Source organism: Pseudomonas guariconensis (assembly GCF_040822035.1).
Taxonomy (GTDB): Bacteria; Pseudomonadota; Gammaproteobacteria; order Pseudomonadales; family Pseudomonadaceae; genus Aquipseudomonas; species Aquipseudomonas guariconensis.
The window spans coordinates 2,891,903-2,916,556 of record NZ_CP162012.1 but is presented as its reverse complement, the minus strand read 5'-3'; the positions used below and the strand labels follow the sequence as shown (position 1 = coordinate 2,916,556).

The 24,654-nt window shown below is 65.6% G+C and carries 11 protein-coding genes; 3 read left to right on the top strand and 8 right to left on the bottom strand.

The features are described 5' to 3' along the window. Window positions 1-6: 6 nt before the first annotated feature. Window positions 7-11,694, top strand: coding sequence for an amino acid adenylation domain-containing protein (locus AB1N67_RS13300; protein WP_367863048.1), 11,688 nt, complete (start codon window positions 7-9; stop codon window positions 11,692-11,694). Between the two features lie 85 nt (window positions 11,695-11,779). After that, window positions 11,780-12,739, top strand: a complete 960-nt coding sequence (locus AB1N67_RS13295) for an alpha/beta hydrolase (protein WP_367863047.1) — start codon at window positions 11,780-11,782, stop codon at window positions 12,737-12,739. A gap of 211 nt (window positions 12,740-12,950) precedes the next feature. Here the strand turns inward: AB1N67_RS13295 and AB1N67_RS13290 are convergent, their stop codons facing one another. From AB1N67_RS13290 to pvdM, 6 genes are all read right to left on the bottom strand, one after another. Continuing rightward, window positions 12,951-15,299 (bottom strand): TonB-dependent siderophore receptor, encoded by a 2,349-nt coding sequence (locus AB1N67_RS13290; protein WP_367863863.1) that lies wholly within the window; start codon window positions 15,297-15,299, stop codon window positions 12,951-12,953. Between the two features lie 173 nt (window positions 15,300-15,472). Next, on the bottom strand, window positions 15,473-17,119 hold the full coding sequence (locus AB1N67_RS13285; protein ID WP_090346428.1) for a cyclic peptide export ABC transporter: 1,647 nt from the start codon (window positions 17,117-17,119) through the stop codon (window positions 15,473-15,475). Window positions 17,120-17,146: 27 nt separating this feature from the next. Further along, window positions 17,147-18,481 (bottom strand): lysine N(6)-hydroxylase/L-ornithine N(5)-oxygenase family protein, encoded by a 1,335-nt coding sequence (locus tag AB1N67_RS13280; RefSeq protein ID WP_367863046.1) that lies wholly within the window; start codon window positions 18,479-18,481, stop codon window positions 17,147-17,149. A gap of 83 nt (window positions 18,482-18,564) precedes the next feature. Continuing rightward, a complete protein-coding gene (locus AB1N67_RS13275; protein WP_367863045.1) occupies window positions 18,565-19,473 on the bottom strand; it encodes a formylglycine-generating enzyme family protein in 909 nt (302 codons plus the stop codon). 22 nt (window positions 19,474-19,495) lie between these two features. Then, window positions 19,496-20,776 carry an aminotransferase class V-fold PLP-dependent enzyme gene (locus AB1N67_RS13270; RefSeq protein WP_043211589.1) on the bottom strand — a complete coding sequence of 427 codons (1,281 nt, stop codon included), beginning with the start codon at window positions 20,774-20,776 and terminating at the stop codon, window positions 19,496-19,498. A gap of 17 nt (window positions 20,777-20,793) precedes the next feature. Further along, window positions 20,794-22,137: a pyoverdine-tailoring dipeptidase-like protein PvdM gene (pvdM, locus tag AB1N67_RS13265; protein WP_182815294.1), complete on the bottom strand. Its 1,344-nt coding sequence runs from the start codon at window positions 22,135-22,137 to the stop codon at window positions 20,794-20,796. Window positions 22,138-22,322: 185 nt separating this feature from the next. Here pvdM and AB1N67_RS13260 point away from each other — a divergent pair, with 185 nt between their 5' ends. Next, on the top strand, window positions 22,323-22,757 hold the full coding sequence (locus tag AB1N67_RS13260; protein ID WP_043211592.1) for a hypothetical protein: 435 nt from the start codon (window positions 22,323-22,325) through the stop codon (window positions 22,755-22,757). A gap of 124 nt (window positions 22,758-22,881) precedes the next feature. On the opposite strand, the gene pbpG is transcribed toward AB1N67_RS13260, so the two are convergent. Both pbpG and AB1N67_RS13250 read right to left on the bottom strand, forming a co-directional pair. Next, window positions 22,882-23,808: a D-alanyl-D-alanine endopeptidase gene (pbpG, locus tag AB1N67_RS13255; RefSeq protein ID WP_043211593.1), complete on the bottom strand. Its 927-nt coding sequence runs from the start codon at window positions 23,806-23,808 to the stop codon at window positions 22,882-22,884. Between the two features lie 130 nt (window positions 23,809-23,938). Next, a complete protein-coding gene (locus AB1N67_RS13250; protein ID WP_102081872.1) occupies window positions 23,939-24,517 on the bottom strand; it encodes an AAA family ATPase in 579 nt (192 codons plus the stop codon). Between the last annotated feature and the right edge of the window lie 137 nt (window positions 24,518-24,654).

Sequence of the window (24,654 nt, the reverse complement as noted above, 5' to 3'; positions counted from 1 at the left end):
GCAGGGATGTCGGCCGAAGCCCGACAGGCGCTGCAAGGCAAGATGCGCGAGCAGGGCCTGACCCTGGAAGCCCTGCCGATCCCGCCGCGTGCGGCGGGTTTGCAGGTGGTGCCGGCGTCCTACGCCCAGCAGCGGCTGTGGTTCATCTGGCAACTGGAGCCACAGGCCAGCGCCTACAACCTGACCGGTGCCTTCCGCCTGCGCGGCCCGCTGGACCGTGCGGCCCTGGAGCAGACCCTGGCCGCGCTGCTGGCGCGCCATGAAGTACTGCGCACCACCTTCCGCCTGGAGGCGGGGGCAGTGCAGCAAGTGATCCACCCTGCGATGGCCTGCCCGCTGGAGCAGGTCGAGGCGCACGAGGCAGGCCTTCAGGCTGCCATCGCCAGCGCTGCCCGGGCACCGTTCGACCTGGCCCACGGCCCGCTGATGCGCGCCCGGTTGGTCCGGCTCGGCGCCCAGGATCATGTGTTGGTGCTCACGCTGCACCATATCGTCACCGATGGCGCCTCGTTGCCCATCCTGATCGAGGAATTCACCCGCCACTACGCGGCGTTCGCCAGCGGCCAGGCGCCGCAGGTAGAGGCCCTGCCGATCCAGTACGCCGACTTTGCCCTGTGGCAGCGGCTGTGGCTGGAGGCGGGCGAGGGCGAGCGGCAATTGCAGTATTGGCGCGAGCAGTTGGGCGATGAACACCCGCTTTTGAGCCTGCCGCTGGACCGCAAGCGCCCGAGCGTGCCCAGCCAGCAGGGCGATTGCGTCAGCGTCCAGGTGCCCGCCGCAACCTTGGAAGGCCTGCGCCAGTTGGCCCGCGAGCAGGGCTGTACGTTGTTCGTGGTGCTGCTGGCGTCGCTGCATGCGTTGTTGCACCGCTACAGCGGCGAGCACGACATCCGTGTCGGCGTGCCGGTGGCCAACCGCACACGCCAGGACGTGCAGACGCTGCTGGGCTTTTTCATCAACACCCAGGTGCTGCGCAGCCAGCCGCAGCCCGAGCAACCCTTCCTGGACCTGCTGCAGGCCCTCAGGGCTGCGGCCGTGCAAGCTCAGAGCCATCAGGACGTGCCGTTCGAACAACTGGTGGACGCGCTGCAGCCAGAACGCAGCTTGAACCAGAGCCCGCTGTTCCAGGTGATGCTCAATCATCAGCAGGCCGCCGAGGGCAGTGCCCGCTGGTCGTTGCAGGGGCTGGAGGTCGAAGTGCTGGCGGTCGATGAACGCAGCACCAAGTTCGACCTGATGCTCGATACCGTCGAAGGGCCCGAGGGCCTGAGCGCGGCGTTCACCTATGCCACCGACCTGTTCGAGGCCGCCACCCTCGAGCGCATGGCGCGCCACTGGTTGAACTTGCTGCAAGCGATCGTGCGCAATCCGGCCACGGCCCTGGGCGAGTTGCCGATGTTCGATGCCGCTGAGCGCGCTGCCACCCTGGCCGAGTGGAACCCCAGGCCGGCCCGGCATGAGCTGCGCGAGTGCCTGCACCAGCGCATCGAGCGCCAGGCGGCCTTGCGCCCAGCGGCCACCGCGGTGGTCTGCGAGGGCGAGCGCCTGAGCTATGGCGAGCTCAACCGCCGGGCCAACCGCCTGGCCTGGCACCTGCGTGCCCAGGGTGTGGGCCCGGACGTGCGCGTGGGCATCGCCTTGCCACGCTCGCTGGAGATGCTGGTGGGGCTGCTGGCGATCCTCAAGGCCGGTGGCGCCTATGTGCCGCTGGACCCTGAATACCCCGAGGAGCGCCTGGCCTATCTGCTCGAAGACAGCGGCACGCGCCTGCTGATCAGCCAGGCGCCGCTTGCCGTGCGCCTGCCGCAGGTCGAGGGCCTTCAGACGCTGTTGCTCGACCAGGCCGGTGCCTGGCTGAGCGAGGCGCCCGAGCACGACCTGCCCAACCTGACCGACCCCGACAACCTGGCCTACGTCATCTACACCTCAGGCTCGACCGGCAAGCCCAAGGGCACCTTGTTGCCCCATGCCAATGTGTTGCGCCTGTTCCAGGCCACCCAGCAGTGGTTCGGCTTCGACGAGCACGATGTGTGGACGCTGTTCCATTCCTATGCGTTCGATTTTTCGGTGTGGGAGATCTTCGGCGCATTGCTGCATGGCGGCACGTTGGTGGTGGTGCCCTATGCCACCAGCCGTTCGCCCCAGGACTTCCACCGCCTGTTGCGCGAGGAGGGCGTGACGGTGCTCAACCAGACGCCGTCGGCCTTCCGCCCGCTGATCGAGGTGGCGTGCGCGGCCCGCGACCAGGGGCCGCTGGCCCTGCGCACGGTGATCTTCGGCGGCGAGGCCCTGGCGGTGGCCGACCTGCGGCCTTGGTTCGAAGCCTTCGGCGACCGCCAGCCGCAACTGGTGAACATGTACGGCATTACCGAGACCACGGTGCACGTGAGTTACCGGCCACTGGGCTGGGCCGACCTTGAATCGAGCAACAGCAGCCCGCTGGGCGAGCCGATCGGCGATTTGTCGTGGTACGTGCTCGACAGCCGTTTGAACCCGGTGGCCAAAGGCTGCGTGGGCGAGCTGTACGTGGGCGGGGCGGGCCTGGCACGGGGCTACCATCAACGCGCGGATCTGACTGCCACGCGCTTTGTGGCCGACCCCTTCGCCGAGCGCCCTGGGGCGCGCCTGTACCGCACGGGCGATCTGGCCCGCTACAGCGCCGACGGCAGCCTCGAGTACATCGGCCGGATCGACCATCAGGTGAAGATCCGCGGTTTTCGCATCGAGCTGGGCGAGATCCAGCGCTGCCTGCAACAGCATCCGCAGGTCGCCCAGGCCCTGGTGCTGGTGCACGAGGCTGGCGCCAGCAAGCAACTGGTCGGCTACCTGGTGGCCAAGGCTGGCGTCGAGGCCGGCAGCAGCACCTTCGGCCAGGGCCTGCGTGACTACCTGCGCGGCGAGCTGCCTGACTACATGGTGCCCGCACACTTGATGGTGCTCGACGCCTGGCCGCTGACCAGCAACGGCAAGCTCGACCGCAAGGCGCTGCCCGCGCCGGGCCTGGCGCCGTCGCGAGGGGCCTGGCAAGCGCCGCAGGATGCGCTGCAGGCTGACCTGGTCACGCTCTGGGAAGAGGTGCTCAAGCGTGCGCCGGTCAGCATCGATGACAACTTCTTCGAGCTCGGTGGCGACTCGATCATCGCCATCCAGCTGGTCAGCCGTGCCCGTCAGAGCGGCATCCGCTTCAGCCCCAAGGACCTGTTCCAATACCAGACCGTGCAAAGTCTGGCGCGGGTCGCGGTGCGCAGCGAGGCGGCCGTCCACAGCGATGCGCCGGTGGTTGGGGAGGCGCCGCTGACGCCGATCCAGCAGTGGTTCTTCGAGCAGCCCGTGGCCCATCGCGCCCACTGGAACCAGTCGGTGTTGCTGGACCTGCGCCAGCCGGTCGATGCGCAGCAGCTGCGTAGGGCGCTGGCCTGCGTGATGCGCCAGCACGACGCCCTGCGCCTGCGCTTTGCGCAGCAGGCCGGCCAGTGGCGTCAATGGCATGCCCAGGAGGGCGCCGAGCAGTCGGTGCTGCAGCACGCCCACGCCTGTGACGAGCAGGCCTTGCTGGCGCTGTGCAACCAGGCTCAGGCTAGCCTGGATCTGGCCGAGGGACCGCTGCTGCGCGCCCTGCTGGTGGACATGGCAGAGGGCGGGCAGCGCTTGCTGTTGGTGGTCCATCACCTGGTGGTGGACGGGGTGTCCTGGCGGGTGCTGCTGGAGGATCTGCAGCAGGCCCTCCAGCAATTGGCCGCCGGCGAGCAGCCGCGCCTGCCGGGCAAGACCAGCGCCTACCAGCAGTGGGCCCGGCGCCTGGTACAGCATGCGCAGAGCCCGTCATTGCTGGCCGAGGCCGCGTACTGGCACGCCCAGTACCAGGACGTGACGCCAGGCCTGCCGAGCCAGGCTGTGTCCCACCCGGTGGCGCAGGAGATCTGCGCCGTGCAGACCTGCCTGGACCCGAACCTCACCCGCCAATTGCTGCAGCAGGCCCCGGCAGCCTACCGCACCCAGGTCAACGACCTGTTGCTGACCGCCCTGGCCCAGGTGATCTGTGCCTGGACCGGCCAGACCTCGACCCTGGTGCAGCTCGAAGGCCATGGCCGCGAAGACCTGTTCGAGGACATCGACCTGAGCCGCACGGTGGGGTGGTTCACCTCGATCTTCCCGGTCAAGCTGACCCCGGCGCTGGATGCCGGCGCCAGCATCAAGGCCGTCAAGGAGCAACTGCGTGCGGTGCCGAACAAAGGTATCGGTTTCGCCATCCTGCGCTATTTGGCCGACGTGGGGCTGGGGGCGCTGCCGGCACCGGCCATCACCTTCAACTACATGGGCCAGTTCGATGCCAGCTTCGATGCACAGGCGGCTTGGCAACCGGCACGCGAGCGCGGCGGTGACGAGCAGGCGCCGGGCAACACAGTGCTCGAAGGCCTGAGCATCAATGGGCAGGTGTATGGCGGCGAGCTGTGCCTGAGCTGGTCGTTCGACCCGCGCCGCTTCGCCCAGACCCAGATGCAGGCCCTGGCCGACGCCTATGGCCAGGCCTTGCGTGCGCTGGTCGAGCACTGCCTGGCCAGCGATGGCGGGCTGACACCGGCCGATGTACCGCTGGCGCAACTGCACCAGGCGCAGCTCGATGCCCTGAACCTTGTGGCGCGCGACGTCGAAGACCTTTACCCGCTGTCGCCGATGCAGCAGGGCATGCTGTTCCACAGCCTCTACGACGATGAGCCAGGCGCCTACGTTCACCAACTGCGCCTGGACGTCGAAGGACTGGACGTCGAAGCCTTGCGGGCGGCCTGGCAGGGGGCGCTGGACGCCCATGACACCCTGCGTGCGCGCTTTTTGTGGGGCGATGAACTGCGCCAGCCGTTGCAGGCGATCGGGCGCCAGGTGCGTCTGCCGCTGGAACGGCTGGACTATCGCGGCCAGCCGCGCAGTGCCCTGGAGGCATTCGCCGAAGCTGACCGTCAGCGCGGTTTCGATCTGGCCCAGGCACCGCTGCTGCGGGTCAGCGTGCTGGACACCGCCGAAGGCCGGCAGCACCTGATCGTCACGCACCACCACATCCTGCTCGATGGCTGGAGCACCTCGCAGTTGCTCGGCGAAGTGATGCAGCGTTATGCCGGCCAGACCCCGGCCAGCAGTGCCAGCCGCTACCGCGACTACATGGCCTGGCTCGTCGTCCAGGATGCCCAGTCCGCCCAGGACTTCTGGAGCGCCCAGCTGGCGCCGCTCGAAGAGCCGACCTTGCTGGCCAATGGTGCTCAGGCCGAGCCTGGCGCAACGGGCTTCGGAGAATATTTCCAGGTGCTCGACCCGGCGACCAGCGAGCGCCTGGGCGCGTTTGCCCGGCAGCACAAGGTCACCCTCAACAGCTTGGTGCAGGCCGCCTGGCTGCTGCTGTTGCAGCGCTACAGTGGGCAAGCCTGCGTGGCTTTCGGCGCCACCGTGGCTGGCCGTCCGGTAGACCTGCCGGGCATCGAGCAGCAGTTGGGCCTGTTCATCAACACCCTGCCGGTGATCGCCCGCCCTGAACCCGGGCAATCGGTGGCGCAGTGGGTACAGGCGATCCAGGCGCTGAACCTGGACCTGCGTGAGTACGAGCACAGTCCGCTGGCCGAGGTGCAGCGCCTGGCAGGGCTGGGCAATCTGTTCGACACCTTGCTGGTATTCGAGAACTACCCGCTGGCCGAGGCGCTGCAGCAGGGACCGGACACGGGCTTGCGCATCCTGGATGTGCAAGGTCGCGAACAGACCCATTTCCCGCTGACGGTTTCGGCCGACTTCGGCGCGCGCCTGTCGCTGCGCTACAACTATGCCCGCAGCGCCTTTGGCGACACCTTCATCGCCAGCCTGCACGAGCACCTGTGCAACCTGTTGCAGGCCATGGCCGCAGCGCCTGAGCAGGCGCTGGGCCAATTGACGCTGCTGGGGGATTCGGAGCGCGATTTGCAACTGCTGGCCTGGAACGACACCCAGGTGGCCTTCGCGCCAATGCAACCGGTGCATCGGCTGTTCGAGTCGCAGGCCGAGCGTGCGGGGCAGGCGCCGGCACTGGTGTTTGGCGATCAGCAACTGGACTACGCCGAGCTCAACCGCCAGGCCAACCGCCTGGCGCACCGCTTGCGCGCGCACGGGGTGGGCCCGGAGGTGCTGGTCGGCATCGCCGCCGAGCGCTCCCTGGAACTGGTGATTGGCCTGTTGGCTGTCCTCAAGGCCGGTGGCGCCTACGTACCGATGGATCCGGACTACCCGGCCGAGCGCCTGCAGTACATGCTCGAGGACAGCGGCGTGGGCTTGCTGCTCAGCCACAGCACCCTGGTAGCGCGCTTGCCGCTGGTCGATGGCGTCCAGGTGCTGTGCCTGGATCAGCTGGACCTCACCCAAGGCCCGGACCACAACCTGGACCTGGCCCTGGACGGCGCTTCGCTGGCGTACATGATCTACACCTCGGGTTCCACCGGCCGACCCAAGGGCGCGGGCAACCGTCACGACGCTTTGTACAACCGCCTGGCCTGGATGCAGGCGGCCTACCCGCTGGGCGCGGGGGACACGGTGTTGCAGAAGACGCCGTTCAGCTTCGATGTGTCGGTGTGGGAGTTCTTCTGGCCGCTGATGGTCGGCGCCCGCCTGGCCATCGCCGAGCCCGGGGCGCATCGGGACCCGGCGCAACTGGTGGCGCTGATCAACCGTCATCAGGTCGATACGCTGCATTTCGTGCCGTCGATGTTGCAGGCGTTCGTGCGCGACGAGGGCGCGGCCTCCTGTCACAGCCTGCGCCAGGTGATCTGCAGTGGCGAGGCGTTGCCCGCCGAATTGCAACGCCAGGTGCTGCGCGTGCTGCCCAAGGCCGGGCTGTACAACCTGTACGGCCCCACCGAGGCGGCCATCGACGTGACTCACTGGACCTGCCGCGACGACGGTGGGCACAGCGTGCCGATCGGCCGTCCCATCGCCAACCTGCGTACCTATATCCTCGACGACAGCCTGCAGCTCCAGGCCGTAGGCCGGGTCGGTGAGCTGTATTTGGGCGGCGTGGGCCTGGCGCGCAGTTACCACCAGCGCCCTGGGCTGACCGCCGAGCGTTTCGTCGCCTCGCCATTCGACGCCGGCCAGCGGCTGTACCGCACCGGCGACCTGGCCCGCTACCGCGCCGACGGGGTGATCGAATACATCGGCCGGATCGACCATCAGGTGAAGATCCGCGGCCTGCGCATCGAACTGGGCGAAATCGAGGCCGCCCTGGTCGAACAGCCCGGCGTCGCCGAAGCCGTGGTACTGGCGCTGGAGGTGGGCAAGAGCACGCAACTGGTGGCGTATCTGGTACCCAGTGCCGGCGCGCTCGACCCCGCGGTGCTCAAGGCTGCCCTGGCCGAGCGACTGCCCGAGCACATGCAACCGGCTCAATTGATCGAACTCGAACGCATGCCGGTGACGGCCAACGGCAAACTCGACCGGCGCCGTCTGCCGGCACCTGAGGCGCGCACGCGTCAGGGGCGCGCACCGGCCACGCTTGAGGAAGCGAGCTTGCTGGCGGTCTGGCAGGCGCTGTTCGAGCGCGACGACATCAGCGTCGAAGATGACTTCTTCGAACTCGGTGGCGACTCGATCGTGTCGATCCAGGCCGTGGCCCTGGCGCGCAAGGCGGGGCTGTCGATCACGCCCAAGGATGTGTTCAGCCACCCGACCCTGGAGGCTTTGGCCCAGGTCGCCACCGCCCTGGCACCGGCGCTCGAGACGCCGGTGGCGCGGGTGTCGGTGGGGCTTTCGCAGGCCCAACTGGCGCGCCTTGGGCTCACTGCCGCGCAAGTGGAGGACGCCTACCCGCTGTCGCCCATGCAGCAGGGCATGCTGTTCCACGGGCTGCAGGACAGCGACGATGGCCTGTACGTCAACCAGATCGAAGTAGGCGTGGTGGGCGTGGATCCGCAGCGCATGCTTGCGGCGTGGGAGGCGGTAGCCCGCCGCCACGCGATCCTGCGCACCGCGTTCCTCTGGGAGGGCGAGCAGGAGCCGCTGCAGGTGGTGCTGCGCGAAGTGCCGCCGCTGCTGACCGTGCTCGACTGGCGCAACCGCGCCGACGCCCGGCAGACCGTGCGCGTGCTGGCCGATGCCGAGCGCGAGCAGGGCTTTGCCCTGGGGAGCGCGCCGTTGCTGCGGGTGCTGTTGGTGCGCATCGATGAGCAGCGGTACCGGCTGATCTGGACCTACCACCACATCCTCATGGATGGCTGGAGCGTCTCGCGGCTGATCGGTGACGTGCTGCGCCACTACAGTGGCCAGGCGCTGTCTCCGGTGGCCGAGTACCGTCATTACATCGGCTGGCTGCAGCGCCAGGATCCGCTGACCAGCGAAGCGTTCTGGAAGACTGCGCTGGCAGCGCTGGAAGGGCCGACGCACCTTGCCCGTGCCGTACCGGTCAAGCAGCCGCAGGCGGGCTATCACGCGCTCTACACCCAGCTGGATGCAACGCAGACCACGCGCCTGCAGCAGTTCGTCCAAGGGCAAAGGGTGACCCTCAACACCTTGGTCCAGGCGGCCTGGCTGCTGCTGTTGCAGCGTTACAGCGGCCAGCGCACGGTGACCTTCGGCGCCACCGTGTCGGGGCGTCCGGAAACCCTGGAAGGCGCCGAGCAGATGCTTGGGCTGTTCATCAACACCTTGCCGGTGGTCAGCAGCGTACCGACCACCCAGGCCGTGGGCGACTGGCTGCGTGAGCTTCAGGCCTACAACCTGCGCATCCGCGATCACCAGCACACGCCACTGGGCGATATCCAGCGCTGGGCCGGGCAGGGCGGCCAGGCGCTGTTCGACAGCATCATCGTGTTCGAGAACCAGCCGGTCGATCGCACGCTGCGCGAGTGGGACGGCGACTCACTGCGCTTTGAGGAGGTATCGGACTTCGGCCTGACCAGCTTTGCTATGGACCTGATGGTCAGCGTGGAGGAGGGCGGTCTGCGCATCGAGTACATGCACCAGCGTTCGCACTTTGATCTTGCGACGGTCGAGCAGATACGCGCGCACATGGAAAGCCTGCTTTGCAGGCTGTGCGACGATGCCCTCCAGCCGGTCGGCTGTCTGGGCCTGGTCGAGGGCGCGCCACGCCAGTTGCAGGCGGCCGCGCCAACTGTGGTCAACACCCCGGTGCATGAGCTGATTGCCCGTCGCGCCAGGGAGCTGCCACAACACCCAGCGTTGGTGCTGGGCGAGCAAGTGCTCGACTACGCTACCCTCGAGCGCCGCGCCACGGCCTTGGCCGTGCGTCTGCAAGCGCTGGGTGTTGGGCCGGAAACCGTGGTGGGCGTGTTCATGGAGCGCTCGCTGGAGCTGGTGGTGTCGCTGCTGGCGGTGCTCAAGAGCGGCGGTGCCTATGTGCCGCTGGACCCGGAGTACCCAGCCGAGCGCCTGCGCTACATGATGGCCGACGCGGGCATGGCGGTGTTGCTGACCCAGCACCGCCTGCAGGATCGGGTGACCCTGGCGCCATCGGTGACCTGCCTTGCGGTCGATACGCTGGTACTCGATGAAACGGTCGATGCCTCGGGCTTGCCGGCGGTTCAGGACCTGGGCCTGGCCTACCTGATCTACACCTCGGGTTCTACCGGCAAGCCCAAGAGCGTCGCCGTGGCCCATGGGGCGATCAGCATGCATGTGCAGGCTATCGCCCAGCTCTACGAGATGGACCACGACAGCCGCGAGCTGCACTTCATGTCGTTCGCCTTCGATGGTGCCCATGAGCGTTGGATCACCACGTTGATCAGTGGCGGCACCCTGGTGATCCGTGACAACAACCTGTGGACCGCCGAGCAGACCTTGCAGGTGCTCAAGGCGCAACGCATCACCATCGCCTGCTTCCCGCCGGCGTACTTGCTGGAGCTGGCCGAGCAGGCCGAACGCCAAGGCGAGGCGCCGGCCGTGCGCATCTACTGCTTTGGCGGTGATGCAGTACCGGATGCCAGCTTCGAGCGGGTCAAGCGCAGCCTGGCGCCACAGTACCTGGTCAACGGCTATGGCCCGACCGAGACCGTGGTCACGCCGCTGCTGTGGAAGACCCCAGCGAGCGGGCATTGCCAGGCAATGTATGCGCCGATCGGTCTGGCGGTGGGGGCGCGGACCCTGTACGTGCTCGATGGCGACCTCAATCCCTTGCCGCCGGGCCTGGTCGGTGAGCTGTTCATCGGTGGCGAGGGCGTTGCCCGCGGCTACCATCACCACCGCGGCCAGACCGCCGAGCGCTTCATCGCCGACCCGTTCGGCGCGCCGGGAGCGCGGCTGTACCGCACGGGCGATTTGGTGCGCATGCGCGCCGATGGCGTAGTGGATTACGTGGGGCGCGTCGACCATCAGGTCAAGGTTCGGGGCTTCCGGATCGAGCTGGGCGAGATCGAGGCGCGGCTGCGCGAACAGACCGGGGTCAAGGATGCCTTGGTGGTGGTGCGCGACACACCGCAAGGCCGCCAGCTGATCGGTTATGTGGTCGCCGCTGCCGAACAAGGGTTGAGCCAGCGCCTGCTGGCGGCCCTGCGCGAGCGCCTGCCGGACTACATGGTGCCGGCCCAGGTGGTGGTGCTGGCGCAGTTCCCCCTCACGCCCAATGGCAAGCTCGACCGCAAGGCGCTGCCGGACCCTGACTTCGGTGCCCGCGAATTCGTTGCACCGCGCACGCCCCTGCAGGCGGCGCTGGCGCAGGTCTGGCAACAGGTGCTGGGTGTCGATCAGGTGGGCATCACCGACAACTTCTTCGAGCTGGGCGGCGATTCGCTGCGCACCTTGAAGGTGATCTCCCAGGTACGGGCGATGCCGGGGCTGGGCTTCGAACTCAAGCTGCGCGACATGATGGCCAACCCGACCATCGCCGGCCTGACCGCCGCCCAGGGCCAGGCGCCGGAGCCGTTGCTGCTGCTCAACCAACCGGTGACGGATGCAGCGCCGCTGTTCTGCCTGCATGCAGGGTTCGGCACAGTGTTCGACTACGAGCCCCTGGCCCGGCGCCTGGAAGGGCAGCGCACGGTGTACGGCGTGCAGTGCCGGATGCTGCTGGACCGCCAGTGGCAAGACTTGTCGCTGGCGCAGATGGCCAGTGACTACGCCGCTGCCATTCGCGCTCGCCAGCCCCAGGGGCCGTATCACTTGCTGGGCTGGTCGCTCGGCGGCAGCCTGGCACTGCTGGTGGCTCAGGTCCTGGAGGGCCAAGGGCAGAGCGTACGCTGGCTGGGCCTGGTGGACAGCTACGTGCCGCTGGACACCCGTGAGCAGGCCGAAGCGCTGCGCGAAGACCTGCAGGCCTTCCTCTGCGCCACCCTGGGGATGGACCCGGACGCGGTGCAACCAGTGCTCGACGGGCACGGGGCGATCGAGGCCCAGGAGGTGGGTGGGTTGATTGCCGAGGTGATCCAGCGTCAGCCACAACAGGGCGCGGGTTATGCCTTGCTCGGGGCTGATGAGCTGGCGCATACCTTCATGGTCAGCCAGCGGCTCAAGCAAATGTCGCGCGAGCTGCCGATGTTGCCGGTGGTCAAGGCCGAGCTGCGTTGCTGGTGGGCCAGTGCCAACCCGACCGGTGAGCGAGCGGCGCTCGAAGCGCAGCAACCGCGTATTGCCCACACCGAGGTGGTACGCGCCAGCCACTACGACATCCTGCATAGCCCCGGCTGCCTTGATGGGGTGTTGGCGACCCTGGAGCCGGTGCGGCTGCCTCAAGCCTGACCGGCCAGTCTGGCGGTTTGCAGTAAATAGCCACGCCCGGCTTACGTTAGTGAGTCGAGCGTGGTTTTTTTTTGGAGACCGATCGATGCCGCTGCACCCTGATATTGAAGGATTTCTCGAACTGGTGGAGTTCGGTCGCCTGACCGGCAAGAGCCAGCCCATGCATGAACTGTCGCCGCAACAGGCACGCGAGCAGTTCGCCCAAGCTTCACGGCTGCTGGACAGCGCCCCGGCCGGCAACCTGGAAATCACCCAGCTGACGATCCCCAGCCGCGACGGCCAGCCCCTGGCGGCGAGGGCCTATCAGCGTGCCCAGGGTGCGGAGCGACTGCGTCCGGTATTGGTGTATTTCCATGGGGGTGGCTATGTGGTGGGGAGCCTGGACTCCCACGACACCCTATGTCGTCGCCTGGCCTTGGCGGGGGACTTCGTGGTGCTGTCGGCGGACTACCGGCTGGCGCCGGAGTACAAGTTCCCCACCGCATTCAACGATGCCGAGGACGTGGCGCTGTGGCTGCTCAATGAAGGCGCCCGTCATGGCCTGGATGCCGGGCGGGTGGCGTTGGCAGGCGACAGCGTCGGCGGCAGCCTGGTGGCCGCGCTGGCGATCCGCGCCGCTTCGGCCCCGGAGCAACTGGCGTTGCGGCCGAAGGTCCAAGTGCTGCTGTACCCGGTGCTGGACGCGGCGGTGGAGCGACCCTCGCTGGAACGCTTCGCCGAGGGCTACCTGCTGGAGAAGCAGTCGCTGCGCTGGTTCTACCGGCAGTACGAACGTGATACTGCAGACCGGCTGGACTGGCGCTTCTCGCCGATCCATGCCCAGCTGCCAGCGCAACTGGCGCCGACGATCCTGTGGCTGGCCGAGTTCGATCCACTGCTCGATGAAGGCCTGGCTTATGCCGAACGGGTGCGCCGGGCTGGGCTCGAGATCGACTGCGAGGTCAAGGCAGGCATGACACACGACTTTGCACGCATGGGCGAGGTGGTAGGCGAAGTGCCCGAAATGCTGACGACGCTGGCGCAGGAAATCCAGCGGCGGCTCTGAGCGCTTGGGGGCCGCTGCGTGGCCCATTAGGGGCGCAGCGGTTTTGCTTGCTTTTTCCAAGAAAAAAGTAAGCCGCCGTAAGGGCGCAAGGGTGAATCAGCGTCACCCAGCTCAATGGCTAAGCCCACAAACCTCAGAACCGACACAGCCCCAACGAAAAAGCCGGAGCCCACACACGTGGCTCCGGCCTCCTGGTCCTGCCTGGCGCCGATCAGTAGCGGGCGCGCAAGGTCAAGGTCAGATTCCGCGGTTCGCCATAGAAGTTCGACCCCCAGGCACTATCAACCCGGTCGTAGTACTTGCGATCGAACAGGTTGTTGGCGGTCAGGGTCGAGCTCAGGTGCTCGCTGAATTTGTAGCCCACCTGCGCGGTGGTCACCGCGTAGCCACCCTGAACGAAGTCGATATCACCGCGTCTGTAGGAGGTTTCGCTGACCACACGGGTACCCCCGGCCACATGGAAGCCTTTGAGCGCGCCGTCGAGGAACTCGTATTTGGTCCACAGATTGAAGTTGTGCTTGGGCGTGATGGTGCTGAACTGGCTGCCTTTGCTCACGCCGTTGGTGGTGTCGTCCTCCAGCAGCTTGGTCATGGTGAAGGCATAGCCGGTGGCGATGCTCCAGTTGTCGGTCAGGTTGCCGGTCAGCTCGGTTTCCCAGCCTTGGCTGCGCACCTTGCCGCTGGCTTCGTAGCCATTGACGCCGTTCCACTGGGCACGGTTCTCGTCGAAGATCTGGAACATCGCCAGGGATGCGTTCAGGCGACCATCGAGCAGTTCCTGCTTCAGGCCCACTTCATACTGCTTGCCCTTGTGCGGGCCGACCATCTGCTTACCGGTGGCGTCGGTTTCGCTCTGGGGCTTGAACACGCTGGTGTAGCTGGCGTAGGCCGAAAGCTCGGGGGTCAGCTTGTAGACGATGGCGCCATAGGGAATGGCCTTGGCGTTGGTCTCGGTGGACGGGTTGCCGAAGTTGTTGAAGAAGGTGTTGGCGTTCTTCGCGTCAGCTTCGAACCAGGTCACGCGGCTGCCCAGGATCACGTCCAGCTCGTCGGTGACACTGAGCTTGGTGCGGCCATAGATCCCGTACTGCTCACTCTTGGAGTAGTTGAAGTTGGTGTGCGGCACGTCCAGGTGCGGCAGGTCGTTGGCGCCGCCGATGCCGATCGGAAAGCCGTCCGCCCAGCCGTCGCCGTCAAGGTCCGCTGTGCCGTAGGTGAAGGCTTTGTCCAGGTGCTGGTATTCGCCACCGAGGGTGAACTCGTGGGTACGACCGGCGAAGGTGAATGGCGAGGTGACGAAGCTGTCCAGACCCATGGTCTTGATGCGGGTGTAGTAGGAGTACATCGACGCGATGGCGGTATTGGTCGCCGGGTCCACGCCGTCGGTGGTCCAGGTGAACTCGCGGGTGGGGGTGCGGGCATCGCGGTAGGTCAGCGAGGTCTTCCACTGGCCGCCATTGTCCAGGGCGTGGTCGAGTTCGGTGAAGGCTTCCCAGGTCTCTTCCTTGAGCGTGTTCCACTTGGCATCGATGTAGGTGTGACGGCCCACATCCAGCAGCTTGCCGTTGGCATAGGCCGGCAGGCCGAACGCCGGAGTGGAGTCGTTCTTCTGGTAGGCACCACCGAACGACAGGGTGGTGCTCGGGTCCAGGTCCATTTCCAGGCGACCATAGAACATCGGGCGCTCGTTCTCGACATAGTCGACGAACGATTTGTTGTTCTCGTAGGCGGTGACCGCACGGCCGCGGATCGTGCCTTCGGCATTCAGCGGGCCGGTGACGTCGACCATGGTGCGATAGCGGTCCCAGGAACCTGCGGCCACCTCGCCGTTCAGGGCGAAGGTGTCCAGGGCGCGCTTGCGCACCACGTTGATGGTACCGGCCGGCTCGCCGGACCCTGCGTACAGGCCGCTCGGGCCGCGCAGCACTTCGACGCGGTCATACATGGCCAGGTCGAAGCTGGTGGCCATGTCGCCTTGGCCGGTGATCTGCGAGACGCCATCGACCTGCACCTGGTCCACCAAAAAGCCGCGCATGTACACGTCGTTCAGGCTTGAGCCGGTGTTGTAGGTCTTGATGGTGGCGCCGGTGACCTGGCGCATCGCGTCCTGCAGGTTGTTCATGTTCTGGTCATCCATGCGCTGGCGGGTGACCACGGTCACCGACTGCGGGATGTCCTTCAGGCGCTCGGTGCCTTTGCCGATGGTGACCGCCTGGGCCGCGTAGGAGTGCGTGCCTTCGGAGGTGGCGCTCAGGGCCTGGCCGTCGATCTGGATGTTCCCCAACTCCAGAGCGTCGCCCGCCGAGGGCCCCTGCAAGGTGACCTGGGAGCCGTCGATGCTGTAGCGCACGCCGGTGCCTTGCAGCATCTGGCGCAGCGCTTGTTGCGGCTCAAGGCGACCGTTCACCGCGGTGGAGCGCTTGCCGCCGACGGTGTCAGGGCTGAACAGGATCTGCAGGTTGGTCTGCTGGCCGAGGGCTTGCAGTGCCGAGCCCAGCGGTTGCGACGGGATGTTCAACTGAATTTCCTGGGCCTGGACCAGCGCTGCGCAGGGCAGCATGAGGGCCAGGGCCAACGGTGACAGTGCGTGTTTGACAGACATCGTGCTTCCTTTGAAGGAACTTGTAATTTTTTGGGTGAATGAGAGTTGTTCGTATTCAAGGAGAAGACGCATAGCCTTCTGGAAACCGGAAAAAATTCTTGCAGGTAGGGGTAAAAAAGACGCGCCTGGGGTCAGGCGCGCTCGGTCAAGGGATGCAATTGGCCGCCACGTACTTCGATGAGCTGGTCGGCCAGGTCGAAGTAGCGGTCGTCGTGGGAGATCACGATCACGGTCTTGCCCTGGCGTTTGAGGTCCGGCAACAGCTCGGTGTAGAAGACCTTGCGAAACGCCGGATCCTGATCGGCGGCCCACTCGTCGAACACCAGCACCGGACGCTCGTCGAGCCAGGCGTGCAGCAGGGCCAGGCGTTTGCGCTGACCGGTGGAGAGGTCGGTGGTCGAGAACGCGCCGTCGCGGATGGTCACCTTGTGCGCCAGCTCCAGGCGCTCGAGGTAGGCCTGGGTGTGCTCGGGGAGCACGCCCTTGCGTTCGAGCAGTTCCTGGAAGAGGAAGAAGTCGGCGAACACGGTGGTGAACAGCTGGCGATAGTCGTCACGCTGGGCAGGGCCGACGGCCTGGCCGTTGAGCAGTACCTGGCCGCTGTCGGGTTCGTACAGGCCCAGCAACAGCTTGATCAGGGTGGTCTTGCCGCTGCCGTTCTGGCCGACGATGAACAGCAGTTCACCTGGCGTGACCGTCAGATCGAATGGCCCCATGCGAAATGGTGGCAAGCCGTCGACGCTGGGGAAGGCATAGGTCAGTCCACGCAGCTCCAGGCTTTTGAGCACAGGGCGTGCGCCGGTCTCGTTGGCGGGGAGCAGGAACGGCTCGGGCGTGGAGAACGCGGCGTTCATGTCGGCGATGCGCTTGAGGGCGACGGCGTTGCGGCTGATCAGCGGCAGCAGGCTGAGCACCGATTCCATCGGGCCTTTCATGAACAGCAAGGTCATGATGAAGCCGCTGAGCACGCTGTTTTCGACCGGCACCCCCCAGGTCTGCTGGGCCAGGCACAAGCCGATGACCATGAAGAACAGCAGCGAGCCGAAGGTGCTGGCACTCAGGAAGATGTTCACCGAGCGGATTTGCAGTGCGGCGATGCGCTGCACGGTGGGAATCACCTGCTCGCGGTACAGCGTGTGCCGGCGCTGGCGGTGCATGCGCAGTTCCTTGGCGCCCTCGGCCATGCTGCGGTAGTACTTCTGCAACTGGTCTTCTTCTTCGCGGGCGGCTTCGAAGCCGCCCATGCCATGGCTGCGCGCCACGTACTGGGCGATGCAGCCAAGCACCACAGCGCTGGCGGTGATCAGGAAAAGCGTCCCATCGAGCATGGCCAGGTAGCCCAGGCAACCCAAGGTCACGGTCAGCGAGACGATCAGCTGCGGCAGGCCGAAGGTGAAGTCGCTCACGGTGTCGATGTCGTGGGTCAGCACCGGGATCAGGCGATGGCTGCGGTAGCGTTCCAACTGCTCGATTGGGGCGCAGAGTACCTTGCCGCCCAACGAGATGCGCAGGCGCGCGATCACCTGCTGGCCAACGTAATTGGTGCCGATGTTCGCGGCGATGGCGCAGCCCAGGGCCAGCGCGCACAGTCCGGCGAAGCCGAGCATGACCGCGCTGGCGATAGCCTGCTCGCTGTGCATCAGGGCGTTGATCCTCGCCAGCAGTGCGGTCACGCTCAGGCCGCCGACGATCCCCAGCACGATGGAGACGGCCAGGGTGGGCAGCAGCGGGCGCAGGATCGACAGCAGTTCGCGGGATGTAGCCTTTGTCGAGCTCATGAAGCGTCCTCAAAAAACGGCCGCGCGTTACGCGCGGCTCAGGGCGACGGCTTCACGCAGCCCGGCACGCTGGCCGGCCAGGGTCTGGTACAGCGACTGACCGATTTCGCTGGCGCGCATCGGCAGCACCGAGAGCAAGGTGTCGGACAGGCCGTGTGAGCTTTCGCAGAACCCTTGCAGGTACACCGCCGCCTGCAGGTCGTCGCTGGCCAGGGCCCGGTAGTCGCGATCGACCACGAAGTCCTTCAGGTGCTGCTGCAGGGGCGCCAGAAGCTCGCGGTGCGAACGGCGTTCGTAGCCGGTGGCAAGGATCACCGCGTCGTAGCGATGGGTCTGCTGCTGGTGTGTGGCCAGGTCCTGCAGGGTCAGCTCGATGCCCTCGGCAGTGGCGGTGGCCGCTTCGACTTGACGGCGGCAGAGCACGGCGTGACGGAACTGGTGGGCGACTTTCTGGCGATAGAGGATGCCGTAGATGCGCTCGAGCAGGTCGATGTCCACCACCGAGTAGTTGGTGTTGTGGTACTCATCGATCAGTTTCTTGCGCTCGGGCTGGCTCTGGTTGAACACCAGGTCGGTGTACTGCGGCGCGAAGATTTCGTTGACGAAGGGGCTGTCGTCGGCGGGTTTGAGCGCCGAGGCGCGTACGATCATGTCGACCTTCACCGATGGGTAGCTGTCGTTCAGGTCGATGAACGCCTCGGCCGCGCTCTGGCCAGAGCCGATGATGGCGATGCGCATCGGCTTGCCGTCGCTGCAAGGCAGGGCCGCCAGGCTCTTGAGGTAGGTGGAGTGGTGGAAGACCCGTGGATCATGCTTGAACGCGGCGAAGGTCGCCGGCACTTTCGGCGTCCCGCCGGTGCCGACCACCACCGCGCGGGCCAGGCGGCGGCGCTCCTGGCCGCCCGCCTCGCGGGAGATCACTTGCAGGTGCTGGATGCGCCCGGCTTCCAGGACCGGCTCGATGCGCACCACTTCCTCACCATAGGCCGCCTGGGTGGCGAAGTGTTCGGCAGCCCAGCGCAGGTAGTCGTTGTACTCCAGGCGGCAGGGGTAGAAGGTGCCCAGGTTGACGAAGTCCACCAGGCGCTGCTTCTGGTGCAGGTAGTTGACGAAGCTGTAGGGGCTGGTGGGGTTGCGCAGGGACACCAAGTCCTTGAGGAAGGAGATCTGCAGTTCGCTCTGGGTGGCCAAGGTGTCGCCGTGCCAGCGGTAGTTGCGCTGCTTATCGATGAACAAGGCATCGAGGGCGTAGCCGTGGGTGTCGGCGAGTTCTTCCAGGGCGATGGCCAAGGCCAGGTTGGAAGGGCCGAAGCCTACGCCAATCAGGTCGTGAAGGGGCTCGGAGGTTGGGTTCTGGCTCATGGTGACGATTCCTCGGGGTCTGTCGGAGGTGGGTGCCTTGAAGGCACCCGGGTCCTGCGCATGTACACCGATAGAACGAGCCGTCAGCCGTGCAATTTAGAACTCTTCTCGTTCTCCAGTTCCCGGACGACGCGAAAGCCGATCCAGTCGCCGCGATCGCCCGGATAGGTCTGGTTGCGGTTGCCCGAGCGGGAGAAGATCGGTGCTTCGCCCCAGTCGTTGCCGCGCAGTTGCACCAGCTCGCAGTTGGGTTCCTTCCAGGCGCTGCCATCGCTGGGCGCGCCGATGTAGCTGTCGTGATAGCAGTCGGCAGTCCATTCGTAGACGTTGCCGTGCATGTCGTACACGCCGAAGGCGTTAGGGGGGTAGCTGCCCACGGGAGCGGTATAGCTGAAGCCGTCCTTGGGGCCGTAGACGTTGGCGTGGCGGGTGATTTCGTAGTCGGCATCCGGGTCCAGAGGGAAGGGGAATGGCCCAGTGCTGCCAGCACGGGCCGCGTATTCGCGTTCTGCCTCGCTGATCATGCGGTAGGTATGGCCAGTCTTTTTCGACAGCCAGGCGACATAGGCCTCGACGTCCTTGTAGCTCATGCACACGGCAGGGTGGCGGTCGGCGGTTTTGGGGTCGAGCTTGTAGCTGGGGACGCTGTTGGTGCAGCGCCGGCCTGGGCGATCGTCACCGTCGGCGATCACCGTACCGGTCTGTTCGAGGTAGGCCTGCCACTCGCCTGCGGTAACGTGGAAGCGGCTGATGGCGAAGGGTTTGTCGAAGGTCACCAGGTGCAACGGGCCCTCGTCAGGCTGACGGCCGACCTCATCGTCCGGGGTGCCCATCTGGAAGCTACCGGCGGGCAGTACCACCATCTGCGGGCAGTCCTTGCAGTCCTGGAACACTTCGCCGGGCTTGTGGTCGTGCGCGCCTCGGGCCGGGCCTGCGAGCAGGCAGCCGAGCAGGCCGAGTAGGGATAGCGGGCGTAGCAGGTTCGTGGGCATCGTGGGTTCCTTGCTGTGGCGGTCATAGCGTGCGCTTGAGCAGCGCGAGGGTACGGTCGAGTTCCTGTTCGTCGTTGAGCAGGCCCGGCGCGGTGCGGATCACCGGGCCTGCGTCGCGGTACACGGCGTCGACCATCACCCGGTGTTCGATCAGGTAGTTGGCGAACCGGTCCTGGTCTTCCTCGGCCTTGACGCGGAAGAAGGTGAACCCGGCCGAATGGGTGCTGCCTTGGGGGGTGACCAGTTGGAGTTGGTCGATTTCCGCCAGGCGCTGTTTGAAGTAGTCGTTGAGCTGGTGGATACGCGCCTGCACATCGGCCTTGCCCAATTGCAGGTGCAGCTCGAAGGCTTTGCCGACTGACCAGCGGTGCTCGAAGCTGTGATAGCCCCCGGGGGTCATGATGGTGGCGAAGTCCTCGTCCTCGGAGAACGTGGCGAAGGTGGGTACCAGATGGTCTTGCAGTTTTTCGCTGGCGGCGCAGATCAGGCCGGTGCCCCGGGGGCCGAACATCCACTTGTGGGTGCCGGCGATGAAGTAGTCGCAGTTGAAGTCGGAAAACTGCGCATCTTCCACGCCGAACCCATGCACGCCATCGACCACGTAGACGATGCGATCCTGCTCGTCGCGGTCGCGATTGTGCCGACGCACCAGCTCGCCGATCTGGCCAATGGGCAGTTTCACGCCGCTGCCCGAATGCACCCAGGTCATGCCCAGGACGCGGGTATGGGGCCTGATGGCGCGGTCGATGGTCTCCAGGATGCGCTCGGTGCTGACGTTCCAGGCCTCGTCGAACAGGCGAAGCTTTCGCACCTGGGTGCCTTGCCGGCGTTGGCGAAGGTCGAAGCTGGTGTTGGCCGAGTAGTGTTCGTGCTCGGTGGTGAGGATCTCCTGGTGCGGCGCCACCTTCAGGCCCGCGTAGATCATCCCCAGGCCTTCAGTGGTGCTGCCGGTCAGGGCAATCTGGCGGGGTTTGACGCCCAGATAGCGTGCGGCCCACTCGCGGACCTCGGCCTCGCGCTTCCACACTGCCTGGCTGTGCCAGTCCATCCACTGCGCCGGGTTGCGGTCGAGTTCGGCGCGGTAGCGGTCGATGCTCTCCTGCACTGGCCGAGGGTGGGTGGTCACCAGGAAATTGGACAGGTGAATCACCTCCGGCGCCTGGGGAAACAATGTGCGCAGCTGGCGCCATTTGTCCTGGCCGGTCAGCGACGCGGGTGCGGCGACGGCCAGGGCGTGGGGCATCATGGGAAGGCTTGCGGCCAGCAGGCCGGCTTGCTTGAGGAAGGTACGGCGATTGCTCATGAGCGGTCAGGCCTTGATCAGCGGTGGGCGACAGGGTGGGCGGATTTCTGGACCTGCTCCCACACGCGCAGGAAGTTGCCGGCCCACAGCTTGGCGATGTCGGTTTCGCTGTAGCCGCGGGTGAGCAGTTCGGCGGTGACATTGCGGATTTCGCTGACGTCCTTCCAGCCCTCCAGGCCGCCGCCGTCATTGAAGTCCGAGCTGATGCCGACATGGTCGATGCCGACCTTCTTGACCGTGTAGTCGATGGCATCGACGTACTGCTTGAGGGTGGCCTTGGGCTCTTCCTCGAGGATGCCGTAGAGCGAACTTGCGTACTCGCCGAAGCGCGCCTCGGGCCAGATGGCGATCACCGCATCGCCTGGCATCAGGGCGTTGGCCAGGCCCTGCAAGGGCGGCAGGTCGAAACGCGTGCGCAGGGCCTGGAGCTTGTCGAGTACTGGCTTGCCCAGCGGTTTGAGGTACTGGCCGAAGCCGACCACCTGGATCACGCCGCCGCTGTCCTTGATCAGTTGCATCTCCTTGTCGGACAGGTTGCGTGGAATATCCACCAGCGCCCGGGGCGCGGAGTGGGAGGCGACGATCGGCGCGCGGGAAAGACGGGCGACATCTTCCAGGGCCAGCGTGGACATCTGCGACACATCGATGATCACGCCCAGATCGTTCAGGCGCTTGACCGCCTGCTCACCCAGCGGCGACAGCCCGCCAAGGGCATCGGCGGTGTCGTTGAAGAACGGCAGCGGTCGCGAGGAGTCGGCCCAGTCGTTGTTGCCGGTGTAGCTGAAGCCGAACATGCGCATGCCACGCGCCGCCCACAGGTCGAGCTGGGACAGGTCGTGGCCGAGCGGGTAGGCATTGAGCATGCTGATGAAGATGGCGAACTTGCCTTCGCCGTTCAGGCGTCGGAAGTCTTCGGGGGTGTAGGCGATGCCCACTTGGTTGGGGAAATCGCGGACCATGCCGGTGATGATCTTGTAGCGCACTTCCTGCTGGTGGCGGGCCTCGTCGACGAAGCCCGGGGTGGGACGGTGCGGGGCGTTGGGCCCGTTCCAGATCTCCGGCCAGCCGAAAATCGTCAGCGCCGCGCCGGAGAGTCGTCCACGGCCGGCCTTGACCAGGTCGAACTGGCCCGGACCGTCCTTGTCGAGCTCGTTGCCTGCTGTACCCAGGTCCAGTGGCACGGTCACATGGCTGTCGAAAGAGAGCATGTGCTCGTGCAGGGCATTGGCCTGCTCGACGATGGGGCGCGGGTAGCCAGGATCCTGGCCGAACCAGTGGAAGTAACCGGCAGCGCCAAGGGCGGCTACCAAGGCCAGGGGCAGGCCGATGTACAGGGCTTTGCGGGAGCGGGTCGTGGTCATTGCCATCTCGTTGCAGGGCTGATCGGGGCGAGGTGCCGGGCAGGTGTGGGCCAGGGCAGGGCTCGGGTATCAGGTGGACGAATGGCGGGACGGCAAATTTATTGGCGGGCGCTGACGCTCAAGAAGTGCGCCGGGCGGCCGATAGTTACTGCGTCTAAATGGCCCTAATGGGCAGGGAGAAACACATGGTAGGCATCACAGGGATCAACATCGCTAGCCCATCGCTGGCCACGACCACCCAGGCGGGCGAGGCGGACAAGACCGAACAGGGCAAGGCGACGGGCGTGCAGGTCGATCTTTCCGGGCTGCGTGATACCGCGCAGGCCAAACAGGCCAAGCAAGCGGAAAGTGCCGAGGACAGCGGTGAGCCGCCGCACATCAAGCAATTGCGGGAGATGATCAAGAAGCTGCAGAAGCAGCTGGCCGAGGAGCAAAAGCAACTGGCTCAGCTGGCGGCCCAGAACATGGACGAAACCAGCAAGCTGGCAGCGATCACCGCCAAGCAGGCGAGCATCGCCACGATCAGCGGTGAAATCCAGGCGGCCACCGCGCAACTGTTGGAAGCCCTGAGCAAAACCGGCGGCAGCAGCGCCGGTGGCATGGTCAGTACCCAGGCTTGATACCGGGGATGCGCATTCGCGGGTAAATCCGCTCCCACAGGTTTTGCGGTGCTCTCACGAACCCCGCCATACCTGTGGGAGCGGATTTACCCGCGAAGCAGGCGCCGCGCAGCAAGGTCGCGAATCAGTCGTTGGCCAGGCGCGGACGGCTCTGGCGCTCGGCCTTGTACTGCATCGCCACCGCCGGTGCCGGCTTGGCGCTGCCGGTCTCCAACCACTGGCGCATGCGACTGGCATCGGCGAAGTGGGTGTACTTGCCGAAGGCATCGAGGATCACCATGGCCACTGGGCGATTGTCCATCTTGGTCAGCAGCACCAGGCAGTGGCCGGCCTCGTTGGTGAAGCCGGTCTTGGTCAGCTTGATGTCCCAATTGCTCTTGTTCACCAAATGGTCGGTGTTACGGAAGCCCAGTGTGTAGTTGGGCTTGCGGAACGCCACGGTCTTTTCGCGGGTGGTGGAAAGCTCGCTGAGCATCGGGTACTTGCGCGAAGCCATCAGCAGCTTGGCCAGGTCACGGGCGGTGGAGACGTTCTGGGTCGAAAGGCCGGTGGGCTCGACATAGCGCGTGTGCGCCATGCCCAGGCTGCGCGCCTTGGCATTCATTGCCTTGATGAACGCGCTGTAGCCACCCGGATAGGCGTTGGCCAGGCTGTTGGCGGCGCGGTTCTCCGAAGACATCAGGGTGATCAGCAGGGTCTCGCGACGGTTGAGCTGGCTACCGAGCCGCACACGGGAATAGACACCCTTCATCTCCGGGTTGTTGGCAATGGTCATGGTGAGCATCTCATCCATGGGCAGCTTGGCGTCCAGCACCACCATGGCGGTCATCAGCTTGGTGACCGAAGCGATGGGCACTACGCGGTCGGCATGGCTGGAATACAACTCCTGGTTGGTGTTCAGGTCGATCAGCAGGGCGCTGCCGGAGGCCAGGTGCAGCTTGGCGGGGTCGCGTTGTACCTGGGCCGGGGGTTGTGCAGCAGCGGTCGACGGAAGGGTCGCGGTTCCTGTGAGCAACAGCAGCAGGCTGAGGATGGACAGGGAAGTTTTCACGTTGAGGCTCACTAAAAGTTGGTATGTCGTTGGCTGTGCAAGGGTTTCCCCCAAAAAACCGATGCATTCTGGAGTATGGCCGAACGGCTGTCGAATGCCTTATATCCAAAGGGCGCAAGGTGAAGGAAATTTAATCCTGTACCCGTTCAGCGACATAGCCAGTACCGCTGGGCTCAGCGATGCCCAACGTGGTCAATACGAAGTCGGCACGCTCAGTCACGCTGATCTTGGGCAGCAGCGATACCGCATAGCCTAGCGCTGGATAAGTCTTCTGGAGCTGCTCGAACTCACATCGAGCGGCAGCCATGTCATGGCGGCGCTCTGCGTCCTGCACGTAAATCTCTGCCCATGGCGGTGCCAGGAAAACATGAGGGTTATAGGGATGCTGCTGGCTGAGCTTTTCCAGTATGAGATCGCCGGTCAGGGTCTGAAGCGCAGCCGCCGCGTCGATCAGGCCACGGTCGAAGAACACCCATTGCGAACTACCACATGGCGCATTGGCATAGTCCTCCAGCGCTACGTCGATGGCCCGACGCAAGAAGGCTTCCATATCAAGCCAAGGCAATGCCTTCCCGCCTGCGCGTTCCTCTGCCTGCACGACACGCCGCCCGGGCTCTTCTACCACTGCATAGCCGCGCCGCTTAAGCTCGGACAAGAGAGTTGATTTACCTGCGCCTGAGCAGCCGGAAATAACGACGAAGTGATTCATATGTACTCGGTCCGAAAGCCTTCCTTTCAACTGAGCTACGCAGTTTTGCATAAGCGATACTAGATTGCGCTCATCAACAAGCAGGGCACGCCTGAAACGTATGGCCCTGGGGATATTCGGCGAAGTCGTTCCGGGCG

Excerpts from the sequence above, each read along its gene's own strand:
- AB1N67_RS13300 (WP_367863048.1), top strand. The coding sequence starts at position 7 with ATGTCGGCCGAAGCCCGACAGGCGCTGCAAGGCAAGATGCGCGAGCAG.
- AB1N67_RS13295 (WP_367863047.1), top strand. The coding sequence starts at position 11,780 with ATGCCGCTGCACCCTGATATTGAAGGATTTCTCGAACTGGTGGAGTTC.
- AB1N67_RS13290 (WP_367863863.1), bottom strand. The coding sequence starts at position 15,299 with ATGCTGCCCTGCGCAGCGCTGGTCCAGGCCCAGGAAATTCAGTTGAAC.
- AB1N67_RS13285 (WP_090346428.1), bottom strand. The coding sequence starts at position 17,119 with ATGAGCTCGACAAAGGCTACATCCCGCGAACTGCTGTCGATCCTGCGC.
- AB1N67_RS13280 (WP_367863046.1), bottom strand. The coding sequence starts at position 18,481 with ATGAGCCAGAACCCAACCTCCGAGCCCCTTCACGACCTGATTGGCGTA.
- AB1N67_RS13275 (WP_367863045.1), bottom strand. The coding sequence starts at position 19,473 with ATGCCCACGAACCTGCTACGCCCGCTATCCCTACTCGGCCTGCTCGGC.
- AB1N67_RS13270 (WP_043211589.1), bottom strand. The coding sequence starts at position 20,776 with ATGAGCAATCGCCGTACCTTCCTCAAGCAAGCCGGCCTGCTGGCCGCA.
- pvdM (WP_182815294.1), bottom strand. The coding sequence starts at position 22,137 with ATGACCACGACCCGCTCCCGCAAAGCCCTGTACATCGGCCTGCCCCTG.
- AB1N67_RS13260 (WP_043211592.1), top strand. The coding sequence starts at position 22,323 with ATGGTAGGCATCACAGGGATCAACATCGCTAGCCCATCGCTGGCCACG.
- AB1N67_RS13250 (WP_102081872.1), bottom strand. The coding sequence starts at position 24,517 with ATGAATCACTTCGTCGTTATTTCCGGCTGCTCAGGCGCAGGTAAATCA.